General features: G+C 55.2%; 20 protein-coding genes and 1 pseudogene. 8 read left to right on the top strand and 13 right to left on the bottom strand.

Going from position 1 to position 15,919, the window contains the following annotated elements; translation table 11 throughout:
- The first annotated feature begins 170 nt into the window (after positions 1–170).
- On the top strand, positions 171–1,439 hold the full coding sequence (locus ACWFVE_RS06505; protein ID WP_447528466.1) for a glycosyl hydrolase: 1,269 nt from the start codon (positions 171–173) through the stop codon (positions 1,437–1,439).
- A gap of 74 nt (positions 1,440–1,513) precedes the next feature.
- On the opposite strand, the gene ACWFVE_RS06500 is transcribed toward ACWFVE_RS06505, so the two are convergent.
- Together ACWFVE_RS06500 and ACWFVE_RS06495 are read right to left on the bottom strand one after the other, a co-directional pair.
- On the bottom strand, positions 1,514–2,119 hold the full coding sequence (locus ACWFVE_RS06500; RefSeq protein ID WP_447528465.1) for a pyridoxamine 5'-phosphate oxidase family protein: 606 nt from the start codon (positions 2,117–2,119) through the stop codon (positions 1,514–1,516).
- Positions 2,120–2,246: 127 nt separating this feature from the next.
- Positions 2,247–2,624 carry a VOC family protein gene (locus tag ACWFVE_RS06495; protein ID WP_447528464.1) on the bottom strand — a complete coding sequence of 126 codons (378 nt, stop codon included), beginning with the start codon at positions 2,622–2,624 and terminating at the stop codon, positions 2,247–2,249.
- Between the two features lie 195 nt (positions 2,625–2,819).
- Here ACWFVE_RS06495 and ACWFVE_RS06490 point away from each other — a divergent pair, with 195 nt between their 5' ends.
- Positions 2,820–4,286, top strand: a complete 1,467-nt coding sequence (locus ACWFVE_RS06490; RefSeq protein WP_447528463.1) for a mechanosensitive ion channel domain-containing protein — start codon at positions 2,820–2,822, stop codon at positions 4,284–4,286.
- A 45-nt stretch (positions 4,287–4,331) separates the two neighbouring features.
- Positions 4,332–4,583, top strand: a complete 252-nt coding sequence (locus tag ACWFVE_RS06485; protein WP_447528462.1) for a LysR substrate-binding domain-containing protein — start codon at positions 4,332–4,334, stop codon at positions 4,581–4,583.
- A 42-nt stretch (positions 4,584–4,625) separates the two neighbouring features.
- Here ACWFVE_RS06485 and ACWFVE_RS06480 read toward each other — a convergent pair whose 3' ends face one another.
- The 3 genes from ACWFVE_RS06480 to ACWFVE_RS06470 form a co-directional block, all read right to left on the bottom strand.
- Positions 4,626–5,060, bottom strand: coding sequence for a GFA family protein (locus ACWFVE_RS06480; RefSeq protein WP_447528461.1), 435 nt, complete (start codon positions 5,058–5,060; stop codon positions 4,626–4,628).
- Positions 4,999–5,541 (bottom strand): GNAT family N-acetyltransferase, encoded by a 543-nt coding sequence (locus tag ACWFVE_RS06475; RefSeq protein ID WP_447528460.1) that lies wholly within the window; start codon positions 5,539–5,541, stop codon positions 4,999–5,001. Before ACWFVE_RS06475 ends, ACWFVE_RS06480 begins: the two co-directional genes overlap by 62 nt.
- A gap of 207 nt (positions 5,542–5,748) precedes the next feature.
- Positions 5,749–6,666: an MBL fold metallo-hydrolase gene (locus ACWFVE_RS06470; protein ID WP_447528459.1), complete on the bottom strand. Its 918-nt coding sequence runs from the start codon at positions 6,664–6,666 to the stop codon at positions 5,749–5,751.
- A gap of 422 nt (positions 6,667–7,088) precedes the next feature.
- Here ACWFVE_RS06470 and ACWFVE_RS06465 point away from each other — a divergent pair, with 422 nt between their 5' ends.
- The 3 genes from ACWFVE_RS06465 (at position 7,089) to ACWFVE_RS06455 (ending at position 9,336) form a co-directional block, all read left to right on the top strand.
- A complete protein-coding gene (locus ACWFVE_RS06465; protein ID WP_447528458.1) occupies positions 7,089–7,769 on the top strand; it encodes a class I SAM-dependent methyltransferase in 681 nt (226 codons plus the stop codon).
- Between the two features lie 165 nt (positions 7,770–7,934).
- Positions 7,935–8,801, top strand: coding sequence for an SUMF1/EgtB/PvdO family nonheme iron enzyme (locus ACWFVE_RS06460; protein ID WP_447528457.1), 867 nt, complete (start codon positions 7,935–7,937; stop codon positions 8,799–8,801).
- Positions 8,794–9,336: a carbapenem self-resistance protein CarG family protein gene (locus ACWFVE_RS06455; RefSeq protein WP_447528456.1), complete on the top strand. Its 543-nt coding sequence runs from the start codon at positions 8,794–8,796 to the stop codon at positions 9,334–9,336. Before ACWFVE_RS06460 ends, ACWFVE_RS06455 begins: the two co-directional genes overlap by 8 nt.
- Before the next feature lie 33 nt (positions 9,337–9,369).
- Here the strand turns inward: ACWFVE_RS06455 and sugE are convergent, their stop codons facing one another.
- From sugE to ACWFVE_RS06440, 3 genes are all read right to left on the bottom strand, one after another.
- Complete coding sequence (sugE, locus tag ACWFVE_RS06450) at positions 9,370–9,687, bottom strand: quaternary ammonium compound efflux SMR transporter SugE (RefSeq protein WP_447528455.1); 318 nt, start codon at positions 9,685–9,687, stop codon at positions 9,370–9,372.
- Positions 9,688–9,808: 121 nt separating this feature from the next.
- Positions 9,809–10,114, bottom strand: a complete 306-nt coding sequence (locus ACWFVE_RS06445; protein WP_447528454.1) for an NIPSNAP family protein — start codon at positions 10,112–10,114, stop codon at positions 9,809–9,811.
- A gap of 90 nt (positions 10,115–10,204) precedes the next feature.
- A complete protein-coding gene (locus ACWFVE_RS06440; protein ID WP_447528453.1) occupies positions 10,205–10,756 on the bottom strand; it encodes a GNAT family N-acetyltransferase in 552 nt (183 codons plus the stop codon).
- Between the two features lie 248 nt (positions 10,757–11,004).
- On the opposite strand from ACWFVE_RS06440, the gene ACWFVE_RS06435 reads away from it, so the two are divergent.
- The gene (locus tag ACWFVE_RS06435; RefSeq protein WP_447528452.1) at positions 11,005–11,505 is read left to right on the top strand and encodes a hypothetical protein; all 501 of its coding nucleotides are present in this window, start codon (positions 11,005–11,007) and stop codon (positions 11,503–11,505) included.
- Positions 11,506–11,520: 15 nt separating this feature from the next.
- On the opposite strand, the gene ACWFVE_RS06430 is transcribed toward ACWFVE_RS06435, so the two are convergent.
- Both ACWFVE_RS06430 and ACWFVE_RS06425 read right to left on the bottom strand, forming a co-directional pair.
- Entirely contained in the window at positions 11,521–11,841 is a 321-nt protein-coding gene (locus ACWFVE_RS06430; RefSeq protein ID WP_447528451.1) for a hypothetical protein, read from the bottom strand.
- A 55-nt stretch (positions 11,842–11,896) separates the two neighbouring features.
- Positions 11,897–12,178 (bottom strand): hypothetical protein, encoded by a 282-nt coding sequence (locus tag ACWFVE_RS06425; RefSeq protein WP_447528450.1) that lies wholly within the window; start codon positions 12,176–12,178, stop codon positions 11,897–11,899.
- A gap of 348 nt (positions 12,179–12,526) precedes the next feature.
- Here ACWFVE_RS06425 and ACWFVE_RS06420 point away from each other — a divergent pair, with 348 nt between their 5' ends.
- A complete protein-coding gene (locus tag ACWFVE_RS06420) occupies positions 12,527–13,723 on the top strand; it encodes a DEAD/DEAH box helicase (protein ID WP_447528449.1) in 1,197 nt (398 codons plus the stop codon).
- Between the two features lie 126 nt (positions 13,724–13,849).
- Here ACWFVE_RS06420 and rho read toward each other — a convergent pair whose 3' ends face one another.
- The 3 genes and pseudogenes from rho to ACWFVE_RS06405 form a co-directional block, all read right to left on the bottom strand.
- On the bottom strand, positions 13,850–14,803 hold the full coding sequence (gene rho, locus ACWFVE_RS06415) for a transcription termination factor Rho (protein ID WP_447528448.1): 954 nt from the start codon (positions 14,801–14,803) through the stop codon (positions 13,850–13,852).
- Positions 14,804–15,127: 324 nt separating this feature from the next.
- Positions 15,128–15,379: pseudogene (locus tag ACWFVE_RS06410) on the bottom strand (TIGR03643 family protein).
- 228 nt (positions 15,380–15,607) lie between these two features.
- Positions 15,608–15,745 carry a hypothetical protein gene (locus tag ACWFVE_RS06405; RefSeq protein WP_447530506.1) on the bottom strand — a complete coding sequence of 46 codons (138 nt, stop codon included), beginning with the start codon at positions 15,743–15,745 and terminating at the stop codon, positions 15,608–15,610.
- Between the last annotated feature and the right edge of the window lie 174 nt (positions 15,746–15,919).

Here is a 15,919-nt window from a genome sequence, read left to right as displayed (position 1 = left end):
ATGAAATCTAGTACTTTTGAACCGGGAAAATGACCGTCAAGGTATACAAAATTAGTCAACTCGCCTTTAATCGATACCTCATGACTTGGCCAGTATTGCTCCTTCGAGCCGGCTTATCAAAATAGTACGTTGCAGGTTACCTGTAGGGTCAATTGAAAAAGAGGTTTCGTTTGAAGATTCATTCGTTCGCCAGCCATGCCATTCGCCATCAGGGTCATCCCCTTCAAAAAACGCTCGTGGCCCTTTTGGCTATTGGCTGGATAACGTTTAGCTTGACGGCGGATGCGGCCACGTCCACCAAGCGTGGCTTGGTCTCCCCCGAGCTGACACCTGCCGATCTGCAAACCGCCGCCGAAGGCATTAGCTGGTGGTATAACTGGTCGGCGCTACCCGGCGAAGCGGTGAGCCAACGCGACACCCAGCAAGACGCCCCCTTCGTGCCCATGGTATGGGGCTCGACGCTTGATGAAGAGGCGTTGCGACGTTATCTGGACCAGCATCCGGAAGTCGAATACATCCTTGGCTTCAATGAACCCAACTTTGTAAGCCAGGCCAACCTGACACCCCAGCAGGCAGCGGATCGCTGGCCCCAAATCGAGTCCATTGCCGATGCGTACTCGCTCAAGATCGTAGGTCCTTCGGTGAACTACAGCCCGGGCGGGGTCGATATCCCCGGTACCGACGACAACGGCAGCCCGTTTGCCTACCTGGACGCGTTCTTTCAAGCCTGCACCCAGTGCCGGGTGGATGCCATCGGAGTGCATGGCTACATGGCCGCACCCGAGTACTTCAAGGATTACATAGCGCAGTTCCACGAACGCTACCAAAAGCCAATCTGGGTGACCGAATGGAACCTGGACCGCGGGGGCGAGGCGCTTTCTACAGAGGCGCAGATGGACTTTCTTGCCGACACCACCCGCTGGATGGAGGCGCAGGACTACGTCACTCACTACGCCTGGTTTTTGGGCCGCGGCAACACCTCTTCCGACTTACTCAGCGCCGACAACCAGTGGACCGCCCTGGGCCAGCTCTACCAGGGTATTCCAGGCAACGTGCACCACTTTACGCTTCCCGGCCGTATCGAGGCGGAACACGCCCATCAAATTCGTGGTTTTCATCATCGCACGACCACCGAGGCGGGCCGCCGCCTCATTCAGCTTTTTAGCGACGCCGACGATGCGCTGATGCAGTTCAACGTTGTCTCTGCCCAACAAAGCATCTACCGCTGGACATTGAAGTACGCCACTGCCGGCGATGCCCGGATAGCGGTGCGCGTTGACGACCACGACGAACAAATCATCACGCTTCCCGATACGGGCAATACCTACTATTGGGCGCAGCACAGCCTGGCGTTTTCGTTGCCCGCCGGGCCGCACCGGCTCAGCCTGCGCGTACTCAGTGGCCGCCCCAACTTCGAATGGCTAAGTTTTCAGGAGTAGTGAATACTCCGCGCGCCCAGAGTGCGGGGAGGTCGTTCATACACACGACCTTCGCTTTTTTTGACCATGCAGTATTAGAGATCCTGTTGGTAACGAGCTTCCATGGCCGCTTGCGATTCGACAGCTTCGTTTAGGCCGAGCTGGTCGTTGATCATACGCCCAAGCGTTGGCAACCGGTCGCGGTCAATAAGCGCCTCAGGCGACCAAAGCTTCGAGCGCATCAAGGCCTTGGCACAGTGTAAAAAGACCTCCTCAACCACGATTTCGATACAGGCCTTGGGCGGGTTCTTATCGTCGGCAAAAAGCGCCAGATAATCGCCACGGGTCGAAACCCGCGCCTGCCCATTGAGCCTGAGCGTCTCGTCAACGCCCGGTATCAAGAAAAGACCCCCTATCCTTCCCGTTTCCACAATATTCAGCATGCTATCCAGCCGATTATTGCCTTTGCTATCGGGTATCACGATGCGGCGGTCATCGATGACCTTCACAAAGCCCGCGCTTCCTCCGCGAGGCGAGCAGTCGACAGCTCCCTCGGTTGAATAGGTAGAGAGAAGAACAAACGGCGAGTAGTTAATGAAACGCCTGGAATGCGGTTCCAGAGAGACTAGCTGTTTATCCAGGGCGCGCTGCTTGGGTTGAGCATAAAGTGCCCTCAGCTCTTCTTTGGATTCGATGTACATATCCTACCTTGAACAAAATACGCCTATATAAAAAGCCTATTACAGTATCATTGGCAGGTTACTAAAGCGTTAAGTCGATACCACGGCAGTCTGCAATCACACTCCCCAAAGAGCATGAGGCCCCTTCTCATTCATGACAAACCGCTTCGATATTGTAGCCATCGGGCTCCACGATAAAGGCGGCATAGTAATTGGGGTGATAATTTTTTCTAAAGCCAGGTGCGCCGTTACATACGCCGCCACATTTCACGGCCATCTCATAAAACGCCCTTACCTGTGCCTGGTTATTGGCGCGAAAAGCAATATGGCTTCTCGGCGAGTGTGGCGGGCCTTCTGAAATCCAGAAGTCGCCGCCGGGGTCGTCACGTTGGCTTTGCTGCGCGCCAAAGCCAACCGCCGTGCCAACCTCTTGGCAAACCCTATAGCCGAGCGTTTTAAGCACTTCCTCGTAGAATTTTTTACTCAACGCGATGCTAGATACGTTGATACCGGTATGATCGATCACTGCCTGCTCCTTTGATGAAGATTTACACCTACTTTAATACGCGAACCCTGCCCTTTCGGGTAGACGCTCCCTATCGAAGAATCGCTACTCTGGTCTAATGATTCGATCACATCGCCATCACGCGCCACTACAAGAAAACGCACTAAACTGAAGCGAGACATCACGTCGCCAATCAGCAGATAAACAAGGAAGAATATGGCCGCTTCTCGTTCACGTTTGCGCAAGGTGCTAAAAGCGTTGGGTTCGTTACTGTTACTGCTGACGATGCTACTGGGAGGAGGAGTGTGCGCCGCCGAAGGAAGTGCCCCAGGCGACATCGAAGCCGATGCTACTGGCTCCGATAATTCACACATAGAAACCACGCCGTCACCGCTCAAGGATGAGGAAATTCGCCAGCGCATTAGCGGCATTTTTTCGGAAATCGACGGGCTAGGTGAGGTCGATGTCAGCGTCAGCCAAGGGGTGGTGACGTTAGCCGGTGAAACCGCCAACGATAGAAAAGCCCAACAGGCGGTGGGGTTAGCCAACCGGCTAACCGATGTGGTCACGGTGGGCGACCAAATCGAGCGCACTCTCGACGTTCAGGATAACGTCGCCACGGCCTACCAAGGCTTGCGGGCCCGGGGCCAGAGCCTGCTCAGGGCACTGCCGCTTTTCCTGGTAGGCTTTTTGATATTTGCCCTGGTGGCTTGGTTCGGCGCGTGGCTTTCCAACCGCAAGAAGCTGTGGCAACGGCTGACGCCCAACCCCTTCGTGGCCGAACTGGTAGCCCAAAGCGTCAAAGTCGCTTTCATCATTGTGGGGCTAATCATGGCGCTAAGCTTGATAGGCGCCGAAACGATCATCGGCACCCTGCTGGGCGGTGCCGGCGTCATCGGTATCGCCATCGGCTTTGCCGTTAAGGATACGATCGAAAACTACATCGCATCATTAATGCTCAGCATCCGCCAACCCTTTCAGGCTCGCGATCACGTGGTGATCAACGACAGAGAAGGCATCGTGGTACGCCTGACCTCCCGCGCGACCATCCTCATGACCCTGGAGGGGAACCAGCTACGCATCCCCAACGCCGAGGTCTTCAAGGGCATCATCCTCAACTACACCCAAAACCCGGAGCGCCGTTTTGATTTCGAACTGGGGGTAGATGCCAACGATGATCCGCTAGCCGCGATCAAGGCGGGCTTGACGGCCCTTCAGGCCTTGGCGTTCGTACTCGATGAGCCCAAGGCCGTGGGCATCATCACCCACGTAGGCGATTCCAACATCGTGCTGGCGTTCCAGGGGTGGGTCAATCAGTCGATGACCGACTTCGGCAAGGCTCGAAGCATTGCCATTCGGGAAACCAAGCACGCCCTTGAAAGCCAAGGATTCAGCCTACCGGAGCCGATTTATCGCCTGTGCTTTACTCCTGAGCTCGAACGAGCGCTCACCCGTGTTCAAACCGGCAGCCCCCAATCTGGCACCGAGCAAGAGCCGCCCGCCTTTGCGGCGAATTCGAGTGGAAAAGCGCTGCCAAAGACTGCCGAAGGCAGACGCCAGCCCAAAGCCGAGGATCTGCTCGATGCCCGCCCTGACGAAAAGCTGATAGAAAAAGTGGAGCAGGAGATCGCGCAAAATAGCCAGGAAACGGATTTGTTGAGCAAGCACGCGGCACGTGAATAGTGTGTCACTACCCTGCGCGCTATGCCTTGACCCAGCCATGAATCATTGCCCGCCAAGGCTTTATTTAAGCCGTATCGACGTGAATCACGCCCAGGGGCCGCGCTGGCGGGCATCGGCATTGCGATGCTGCCCAACGTGCAGATCAGCGAGGATATCCGCGCCGGGCGGCTAGTCCCTTTGTTGGCAGATTACTCGCTGCCCCAGCGCCCGATGCATCTTCTCTACCATCAGGACCACTACCGCTCGCCCAAACTGCGCAGCTTCATCGACTTTGCGGTGGAGGCCTTTGGGAATTGATAGGCGGTCGCCAGTGGGTCGCATACGTCGTAGTACAGTCGTTCAGGATGCTGCGCCGTTGATGTTCCTTACAGGTATTTCCGCAACGCTGGCCTCATCCGCGAGGCGCATATTGATAGCGACGATGGATTCATCACACCGCTCGGTGGTTTGGTAATGAGTAGTACAACCGCACGTCGTGCACCAATGAAATTCGGCTTCTTTATCCCCCCAGCTATAGAACACCGTCTTTGAATGGCGACAGTTTATCGTGACGAGGTTGGGTGAATAGTAAGCCCAGAGCGCCGCATACCGGCGGCAAATCGAACAGTTACACTTACCGATCTCTTCCGGAAAGTGAGCGGCGGTGATTTCGACATTTCCACAGTGGCAGGTAACCTTCACAGGCACTCCCTTTTCATGACGCCCAGTTGGGTTAACGCTTATCGTTATTAGCGAACTCGCGGGCCAGCATTGAATAAATGGCGTGGTCGACATAGTGGCCGTAGAGATACTCGCGCTCGCGCAGGACGCCCTCGAACGTGAACGCCAGCCGCTCGGCAATGGCCCGGCTTTTGACGTTTTCCGTCGCGCAGGCAATTTCGATGCGGTTCAAGCCGTGTTCGCGAAAACCGACGTCGACCAGCGCTTTAACGGCCTGGGTCATGATGCCTTTGCCTGTATAGCTCTCGCTCATCCAGTACCCGATACCCGCCCGGCGGTTCGTCGTATCGAAGGGATGAAAGCCGCATACGCCGCAGGCCGACCCATTATAAAAAACGCCGTACTGCGGGCCCTTGCCCGCCTCGTACTGCTTGATAACCGACGTCAAAAAAGCTTCGGTGTTCGCTGGCGACTGATTGGCATCGATCCAGGGCAGCCACGCGCGCAAATGCGCCCGGTTTTGATCGACCAGCTCGAATACCTCATCCCGGTGTTCCATGCCGAGCAGCCTTAACTCGACGGACTCGCTAATCAACAACGCTCTCTCCTTATTATTTCAGGGTGCTTGATAACGTTCAGGTAAACGCATCTGCCCGGCAGTGCGGGTATATGTCTTCAAAAAGGGTGGGCGCCATTGGTCTGCCTCACCAGTAGAGAAGCAAGATATCGCTTGTTATTTGGCGGCATCGACCAGCTTCTGATCTACTGGCATCGTTGATCCTTGTATTTAGCGTTTCGGGGTCTACTCGAAAGTATCGAGGTCATTCGCCAGAACGACGTCCCCGTCATACCCTGCCTTGACCTCATCGACCACACCTTCGATAGGCGCCCCATAGTGGAGTACGTGATAGAGCACGAGCAGCTCGGGGTTGGCCTCGGTGGCAATCTCGGCAAGCTCTGTGGTTAGCGTGTGGGCATACTGATGGTAGGCCTGCCACTCTTCGGAAAGATCGCTCCATCCTTCGTGACTGATCACTTCGTGAAGCAAAATATCAGCGCCTTCGGCTTGACGGGCAATCTCGCGATTGGCTGACGTATCACCGGAGATAACGATGATCTTATCCGGAGTGGTCACCTTGTAACCATACGCCGCCTCCCAATCACCATGGCTAACGGCAAACGCCTCTATCTGAATATCGTCTTCTTCATACACAAGCCCAGGGCTCTCGAACTCGGTCACATTGGCTCTTGCCGCTTCGGGATTGGTCACCGGGCTCTTGTCGGCAAGGCGTGTTTCGGTATCCAGGGCAAGAAACTGGTAAACCCCTTCGGTCATAGCCTCAGAGCCAACCGGCCCAAAAAGACTGATAGGCGTCTCTCTACGCCACCAGTAGGTACCCAGCAATTCAGGGAAATCGAGAATGTGATCACTATGCAGGTGGGTCAAAAACACATGATTAATATTAGGGGGATACAAGGCTTCGATATCATACCGTTCATACGCCTGTATCGCCCGCTGGGTGACACCTGCGCCGATATCGAATAAATAGGCTTGGCCATTATGAACCACGGCAATGCCAGCGCCCGCGCGCTCCCCATTGGGTACTGGAGTTCCTGTGCCGAGCATGACGACCTGGGTGTCGGCGCTCGCCATTAAAGGAAAAGTGAATGCCATTCCGAAAGCGGTGGCCAGTAAGAGCTTCTTGTTGTTAATCCCCATTATGTCACCTTGATATCAAAGCTAAAACTCGCTATACGAACAAAAGTACGTTTTCACGTTATATACTAGCAAGTTCATTCAAAAGCCGGCATTAGACTTAAAGATTGAGAGCAGAAATTGACAGCTAAAAGGTCGAGAACCTTATGGATAGATACACGCCTTCTACCTTCATTCTGCCCAGGCACTTTATTACTTAGCCAATTCAACTATTCAAATACTCACCTATTCAACTATCTCATAATGGCGCACGGCATTGCGCGTCTGCTTTCCTCAATCAGACTTTGCCACGCGGCGCTGGAGCTGGGCAAAAGCGATGCGCCCTTATTGATGAGGCTGTGAGGTGCGGACTGCGGGAAATTAATTGCCCAAATCAGTTTATTGATACACTCGATGCATCTACACCACGCCCTATGGATGGCTCCATGAACCCCTTTAGTGATGAAAAAATTGTCGATTCTTGGGAGAAGAACGCCTCACCCTGGACCGATGTGATACGCAATGGGCATATCGAAAGCCGTAAGCTGGTCACCGACCAGGCCGTCGTCGAGGCCGTTCTAAACCGGTCTCCCAAATCCATGCTCGATATCGGGTGCGGTGAAGGGTGGCTCGTACGTGAACTCGCGCCCCACGTTGGCCACCGGGTGGGGATCGATGTCGTGCCCGCGCTCATAGAGAAGGCCCAGGCCGCGGGTAATGGGCACTTTCGTGTTTCATCCTATGAAGCGATTGCGGCGGGCGCGATCGAGGAACGCTTCGATGCGGTCGTTTGCAATTTCTCGTTGCTAGGTAAGGAATCGGTCGAGGCACTGTTGCGCGCCGCCCCCGCGCTTCTGACTCCCGGGGGCGTTTTCATCGTGCAAACGCTGCATCCCGTGGCGGTCGATGTGACGCCCTACGCCGATGGTTGGCGTGAAGGTTCCTGGGCGGGTTTCGGTTCCGACTTTAGCGACCCGGCGCCTTGGTACTTTAGAACGCTGGAAAGCTGGGTAACGCTATTCTCGGATAATGGCTTTCGGTTACTCGAGATGCGCGAGCCCGTTCATCCGAAAACGCAAAAACCGGCCTCCGTCATTTTCATAGGCGCGGTAGCTCGGGATACCTGATAAGCCAACAGCGCACGTGGAAAAGATCAGGTGGTCTTCGGGTGAGCCTGTCGTGAGAAAACGTATTAGCTATTTCTTGTAAAGAAAAACATCAATCAATACGATAACTGGCTCAAAAAAGATGTTTAAAAATGGCTAAGCAGTACTGATTTCGAGGACACGGGTTTGAAAAATGCCATGGGGATTTTGTGCTTTCTTTTGAGCACACCGGCGCTTGCACAGAATAGCCTTCACTTACCGGACGAGGCTAAAGTCAATGGCGGTAGCTTCTACGTCGGCACGGTATTTGGCGATGAAAACTACACAGACAACGCCAACCTTTCCACCGCCTCCTTCTGGATAATGAAAACGGAAGTGCCGTACCAGCTCTATAAGCAAGTGCAGCCCTGGGCCCTCCAACACGGTTACGCACTGGGCGATGCCTGCAATGGCGCCACCCCTGGCGGCTGCCGGCCGGACGATCAGGATGAAGGCCACCACCCCGCCGTGAATGTTACCTGGTGGGACGCCATGATGTTTGCCAACGCGTTAAGCGAGCACCAGGGGCTGTCTCCCTACTACCTCACCTTTGAGGGGGAGCCGCTAAAAGCGATACCGGACAGCGACGACAGCTCCGCCATAAAAAGAGCGCCTGAAGCAGCCGGCTACCGTTTACCGGATATGGTCGAGTGGCATGTCGCTGCAAGAGGCGCTCATGAAGGGCTTGCGGACGGCTCCTACGGCTACCCGCATGCCGGTAGCCCACAACCGGAAGCGGTCGCCAATTTCCCCACACCGAGGGGTTCCGGCTCGGGCACACTGCCCGTAGCCTCCCTGCACTCCAATGCGCTGGGACTTTACGATATGAGCGGTAACGCGGCGGAGTGGATCGACGAACGAAACCACTACGCCCAGGGAGTGCCCATGTATTACGTTTGCGGTGGCAGTTTTGAGCAAGCCGTAAAAGACGTGTTATCCGGCTGCGACGTGCATTCGCCGGGGTTTGGCATGCCCGATATCGGTTTTCGACTGATCAGAGCGGCCAATGATTAAACGGCTGCTTTGCCTGCTGGCGGCGCTTTTTAGCACGCCTGCCCTGGCCTTTTCGCAGATCGAATTAAGCGAAGGCGTCAACCGTATCAATCTCAACCAAAACGGCCGCCCGGATTACGTCATTGCGTCGGTATATGACAGGAACATGTCCTATAGCAACCATACGCTCACCTTCTTCATTCGCCTGCCCAACGATGAGCTTGGCATCATGCCGGCAGCGGATCGCGATACGTTCACCTGGCTCGACCACCGGATTTTCTCGGGCGCGATTACGGTGCGGGATAATCGCCTTTTCGAGTCCGGCGGCGAGGTTTTCCTGGTGGTGGCCAAAAAACACACCGAAAACGCGGATTTGTTCGGGCCCGGGCCTTTTACGTTCGAGATTTACGGCGTGCGCCAGTTCAGCCAACACCCCGGCACCCCGCTTTATCAATGGTCGCTACTGAAGACGTTTGAATCCGCAAAGCATCACGACTCTTCCGAACAGGCTTACCAGGAAATCGACGCAAATGCGCTGGAGCACGGTAGCGATTGAGTCGCCTTTCCCGCGCTCGTTCGTATGCCCCATTTAGGCACTGGAAAGCTTGAGCCCGACAAGACCGGCCACGATCAGCGACAAACTCACCAGCTTGAGCGTGCCGGTAGGCTCACCGAACAGGAAGATACCCAGCAGCGCCGTGCCCACCGCCCCGATACCCACCCAGATAGCGTAGGCGGTACCCACGGGCAGGGTTTTAAGCGCCAGGCCCAGCAGTAGAAAGCTCACCACCAGCGAGAACAGCGTCCAAACGGTGGGCCAAAGCTTCGTAAAGCCCTCGGAGTACTTCAATCCAATGGCCCAGCCCACTTCCAGAAGCCCTGCGATAAACAAAATGATCCAACTCATGCACGTCTCTCAAACGCTGGGGCCGTCCCCTAACGAAAATCGAGCGGTGAGGCCGTCCTCACTTCGTCGTAGTTACTTATTCACTTTTCAAACCGTCCGGAAGAGAAACAGCTTCTAGCCACTACCCCAGTACGGGCCTGAAAAAGCTACGCTCGTAACTAACGATGCAATCGACTTGCTCGGCAAACTCGAACGCCTTGATGCACTCCGGGTCGTTCAGCGAGTCGATCCGATACTGCTCGTAAGCCGCCAGGCTTTCGAAGGTGAACAGGGCCAGCGCAATGTTATTGGCCCCTTCCGCCGGCAAGTAATAACCGTTGTGTTGGCCGCCAAATTTCTCGACCAGCGGGATCCACATTCTGGCGTATTTTTCGAATTCATTGACCTTTTTGGGATCGATGACGTACTTCACGTGGCAAGTGATCATTGGTTCGAACCTTGATATTTGAGTGATTCATAGAGGCGCAGCGCGCTTTCCGTTTCGAGCAAGTACAACGCTTCGAGTATTAGCCGTTCGTTATCCCTTATCGCTTGCCAGCCTTCCATACAGGGCCGAATCCGAGACGCGCCCATTGATTTCCCAACGCTGCCTTAAAAGGCCTTCTCTCGAGAAGCCAAGCTTCTCCAACGCTTTCGCTGAAGCCTGATTGGCTGGATCGATTTCCGCTTCAATGCGGCGAAGCCCCAGGGTCTCAAATCCGTAATGAATCAGCGCTTGTGCCGCCTCGTTGATATACCCTTTTCCCCAGTAGGAGCGGCCCAATCCAAAACCGATCTCGGCCCGTTTGGACGTCTTGTGGCAATCAAATAGCATGCACTTGCCCACCAGCACGCCTGTCGCCTTCATATACACGCCCAGTGTGATTAACTCTTCGCGTTGCATCGAAGCATTCGCGTCATCGATAAAATCAAGCGCGTGCTGACGTGAGGACCAGGGCGGCGTATTCCAGTACCGCATCACCTCGGGGTCGGAGAAAATATCCAGCAGGCTATCGGCATCATCAGCGACCAAGGGCTTCAGCGTTAAGCGCTCGGTTTCGATGACCGGTGAAAAAAGCGCTTGCGACATTCATGCCTCCTTTTCAAGCTAACGCCGCACCCACGGCTGAATAGCACGTGCGGCACATCATTTTGGCGAGGGTTAAACCTGGTGTGGCGCTACCTCACATAACCTTGTCATCGAATGGGTTCGGATGACTATACGCCATGACGCGTTTTTCGAACGCAACAGCCCCCTCGGCGCTCAACATGCTATCGTTTGTCTCGCACGAGCGGTGAAAGACCCAGGTTCGCAAAAAAGTTTTCAAAGGATAGAGAATGAACATCGACAAGACATTGCTGCTGGCCATGTTCCTCCTTTTACCCGGTATGGGCCTGGCCCAAGACGCCCCCGCCACGTCGCAATGGGAAACGGAAGAGCACCATGACGACGAGCTGGATTTACACTTCGTCGTGCTCAAAACCCATGCTACCGGGCTCGCGGTGCCCACGGTCGTTTTTCGCTGCTTCGAGGACACTACCGTTGCCTACTTCAACCTGTTCGATCAGGACGAAAGCGGTACCTACGAATACGACGACGTTACGCTACAGCTGGACGACCACGAACCCGAGAGCTACGCGATGGAAGCCATCGATGACGGCCACGCGGTAGGCTTCTGGGAAAGTGAAGACGCCACTGCCTTCATTGAAAGCCTGTTCGGTACGCAAACGCTGAGCATGACCGTCACCCCGACCGAGGGCGAGCCCATCGCGATGTACTTCAATGTCGAAGGTATCGAAACGATGATCGACCCAGTGCGTGATGCCTGTGGCTGGTAATGAAGGGCACAACCGTTAGGCGATAGCGCTCAAAGCGGTTTCGATATCGGCAAGCGGATGCGCGACGCCTTCGACGACGGCGGTCGCGTTGGCCGGGTCCACCTCGATGAGGTACTCCCGGTCGCCCTCCGGGTAGCGCGCAAGCATCATGATGATTCGCCCGTTCCCCTCGGTGACCCGGCGCAGATCACACCGGCTGCCCGAGAGATCGAGCACGGCCTTCTGCGTGGCGCATTCCACCACGACCGGCGAGTAGACCCAGAGCGACATACGCATTTCATGGGGAGTAGTGATCACTTCGTACTGGCCGCCCAGAACATAGTCGTTTTGTTGCACTCTCACTCCCCATCCGTTTCTTGTACCCGCCTGCCACCCTTTTCTACCAGCCAGATCAGCCAGAGCCGACCAGCTTGGCGATCACGATGGCTGCCCCTAATAACGCCATCAGCCCCACCAACGATACCGTGGTATGCGCTAAATCGGACGCTTCATCCTCATCCGTGATGAATGGCCGGGGAAAGTGATTAAGCGTGAGCGCTCGACATATCGGCCAATCGATATACCAGGCCAGCGTCAGAAAAAACAGCTCCCAGATTAGCCAAATCAGCGTGCGCACCACGACGCCGAACAAGCGGAGCACCGCTTTTAAAAAACCATCGGCCAACTCGTCCAATATCCTATCCCCCACCATTTATACCGTCAGTTCCATGTGCGTTTCAGCTAACCCTGGCGAGCCAAGGCCTCACCAGGAAAAAACCACGCGATACCGAAAAGCCGGCCATTGGCGCTACCTGGAACTGAAAACCACAGGCTGAAAAAGCGTCTAGCTAACAGGTACCTGGAAATAGAGGCCATAAAGGATGACCTGCCTAAACAAGATGAAGCCTGCCCCCAGTAAATCAGCGGCTTGGTTTCAATCAGGTTACCCTTTCACACTTTGAATATCGAATAGCGGCTTTTCCGTTATACTGCACCACTTTTTTATTTTCGCCCCCTTTACGACACATCGTCAGAGCTTCCCATGCCCTTTGCAAAACTCGGCTTATCCAGCCCGCTGGTTCAAGCGATTACCGACCTCGGTTACCAAACGCCCACGCCCATCCAAGAACAAGCGATTCCCGCCATTCTCTCGGGTAAAGACCTGATCGCCACCGCGCAGACCGGCACCGGCAAAACCGGGGCCTTCGTGCTGCCGCTGCTTGAACGGTTCAGCAACGCGGGACCGCTGCGCGGCAAACGCATACGCGCGCTGATACTGGTGCCCACCCGGGAGCTTGCGATTCAGGTCGAAGCCAACGTGGCGCAATACGCCAGGCACCTGGCTTTAACGTCCATGGCCGTGTACGGCGGGGTGGATACCGCCCCGCAAAAAGAGCGGCTGATCGAAGGGGTCGATATTCTGGTCGCCACACCTGGCCGGCTGCTGGATTTGGCCCACCAGCGGGCGGTGCATTTCGATGAACTCGAAGCCCTGGTGTTGGACGAAGCGGACCGCATGGTCGACATGGGCTTTGTCGACGATATCCATAAGATCATCGTCCGCCTGCCGGAAAAGCGTCAGAACCTGCTGTTTTCCGCCACCATGAGCGGTGACGTGCGCGCGCTGGCCTACGGCTTTAGCGACAGCAAGATGGCCGACCTGGCGGCAGATATCTCTATTACGCCAAGCGTTCGCGCCGCCGCCAATATCAAGCAGTGGCTCATCACGGTCGATAAGGACACCAAGTCTGCCCTGCTGAGCCATTTGATCAACGAGAACGGGTGGGATCAGGCGCTGATTTTCGTCGAGAAAAAACACAGCGCGGCCAAGCTTGTCGCCCAGCTGGAAAAACGCGGCATCAAGGCGGATTCCATTCACGGCGGGCGAAGCCAGGCGATGCGCGAAAGCGTGTTGGCGCAGTTCAAATCCGGCGAGCTCAAGTACCTGGTCGCCACCGGCGTGGCCGCGCGGGGGCTGGATATCGATGAACTGAGCCGCGTGGTGAACTACGACTTGCCTTTTCAGCCGGAAGACTACATCCACCGTATTGGCCGCACCGGCCGGGCGAGCGCCTCGGGTGAAGCCATCTCGCTGGTCGACATCAGCGACTTTAAAAACCTGTGCGCCATCGAGCGGCGCTTGAACGCGGTGATCGAGCGCAGGGAAATCGAAGGCTTCCCGGTTAACAAAACCGTCCCCGCTTCCAACTTGAACCACGTGAAAAAAGGCAAACGCTAACGCGTCACGAAGAAGCTCACCGCTTGAACGTATAAACGGTGAGCTTCTCTACTCGATATTTTGCGATGAAAGCCGCTTTGGCAAAAGCCGAGTAAGCCCTGTGGCGGTCAGCGCCCTCTTCTAAAATCAAGCAGGTGAAAACGCATCCAATAGCTCGGCGTTGGTGGGGTATTTCTCCAACAGCGTAAGCAGCTTCTGCGCGCCTTCGACTGGCTTAAGCGGGGTCAACGCGCGACGCAGCGTACGTACTTTTTCAATGTCTTTGGCCTCGATCAACAGCTCTTCCCGGCGGGTACTGCTTTTGGCAATATCGATCGCCGGGAAAATCCGTTGGCTGGCCACGTCGCGCGATAACACCAGCTCCATATTGCCCGTGCCCTTGAACTCCTCGAAAATCACCTGATCCATACGGCTGCCCGTATCCACCAACACCGTGGCCAGAATCGTCAGCGACCCACCGTTTTCGATCTTTCGCGCCGCACCAAACAGCTTTCGGGGTATTTCCATCGCCCGGCTATCCAGCCCGCCGGACATGGTACGCCCGCCGCCCCGCTGCTCGGCGTTATGCACGCGCGAAAGCCTGGTTAACGAGTCGATCACGATCATCACATCGTGGCCTTCGCCCGCTTGCTTGCGCGCTGTTGCCAAGAGCTGATCGGCCATGCGCACGTGGTGGGTGTAGTTTTCGTCAGAGGAAGAGGCATGCACCTCGGCCGACACGCTGCGCTTAAAATCGGTCACTTCTTCCGGACGCTCATCGATCAGCAAAGCGTACAGCTTGATGGCCGGGTGCGCCTCGGCCACGGCCTGGCAGATATGCTTGAGCATCGTCGTTTTGCCAGAGCCTGGCGGTGCGACGATCAACCCGCGTTGGCCCATCCCGATGGGCGTGATCAAATCCATTGCGCGTATGGTTCGCTCACTGGAACCAGACTCTAAATCAATGCGCGGGGAAGGATGGATGGCGACGCCGTTTAGAAAACGTTTTTCGGGGTCATCGGAGCACTGCTCGGCAGGCTCATCGGTCGGCGTGGCTTCTGGCTGCCTTTTGACTTTTAAACCTAGAATTTGTCTCGTCATGGGGTCGTTGTATCGCCTTGAATCAACTGAATGGGGGGAATAACCATCATGTTTAGAAAATCGTGAGAGTGCACAGCACCGCTTTATGTTACGGCTGGGCGTGTTGCATGATGCTGACAAGCGAATGGACTGTTTGTTAGCGGGAAAGCTTGACCCGTCACGCCGATAGACCATTAGAGATGACGACTCATCATGGCACGAGCCAGGAACGCAGCATTGGCTTCCCAAACAACCGGATATCAAGCACCGCCCAGCTGACGTAGATGACCGGCTCGTGTGCACCAAAATGCCTTGCATGCTGAATTGGCGATGTGCGCCCCTGGTTTAGCGCTGCTTATACTGAGTGGGGCAATAGTCCCTCATAAAATCCGAACGACGCAGCTTTGAATGTTTCGTGGCTCGGCCGGAAACCCGAGAACGCCAAAGCCTGAAGCTACCGGGTTTTAAATGGCGGCGCATGAAGGCAATGACGTCAGGCTCACTCAAGCCAAACTACAGCTCTATGGCTTCAAACGGCGTGCGGTCTTCCGAGGCCATTTCGATGATTCTGGATTCAGTCTCTTGGGTTAACGTCATTTCTGTTTACTCAGGCGATGAATAAAAAGCAAGGGTAGCGTCATGAACGGGTGCAAAGCGATTGAAGGGTACTCGGGGCATCATGGCGGTGTACATCGGCACTTTTGAAGAAGACATTTGATCTACTCTCAACGATGTACTCCTCCTGGACGTCGATACCGGGTCAAAGCCCGAAATTAACCGGTTTGGAGCCGCTAAGAGGTGGAAATCAGTCGTCGTATCGCCTGATTATCTACCAACCTTGCACCTGGGTAACACTGCCCGCAAGTCACTGATACCGGCATCATTTACCCAATGGCAGAAAGATAAATCAACGTATTCCAAGTAACAGAGGTTATGAAGCCATTGTAGACCTGTGTCATTAATCCCTGTTGCCCATTCTAAATCAAGCTCTCAAAGGCCAATTATCTTTGAAATGCTCTTCAAGGAAGCATTGGTGAGCTCGAAATTTGATCCGTTGGTTCGAATAACACCCATCGCTCTTCCTTCGAGGTTCGCAAAGTCGCGATTTGTGGGGTTGCTGAGGTATATCTCGCTTAT

It is taken from the genome of Vreelandella mediterranea, assembly GCF_970647075.1.
Note: the sequence above shows the minus strand (reverse complement) of the source record. Positions and strands in the feature narration are given on the sequence as shown.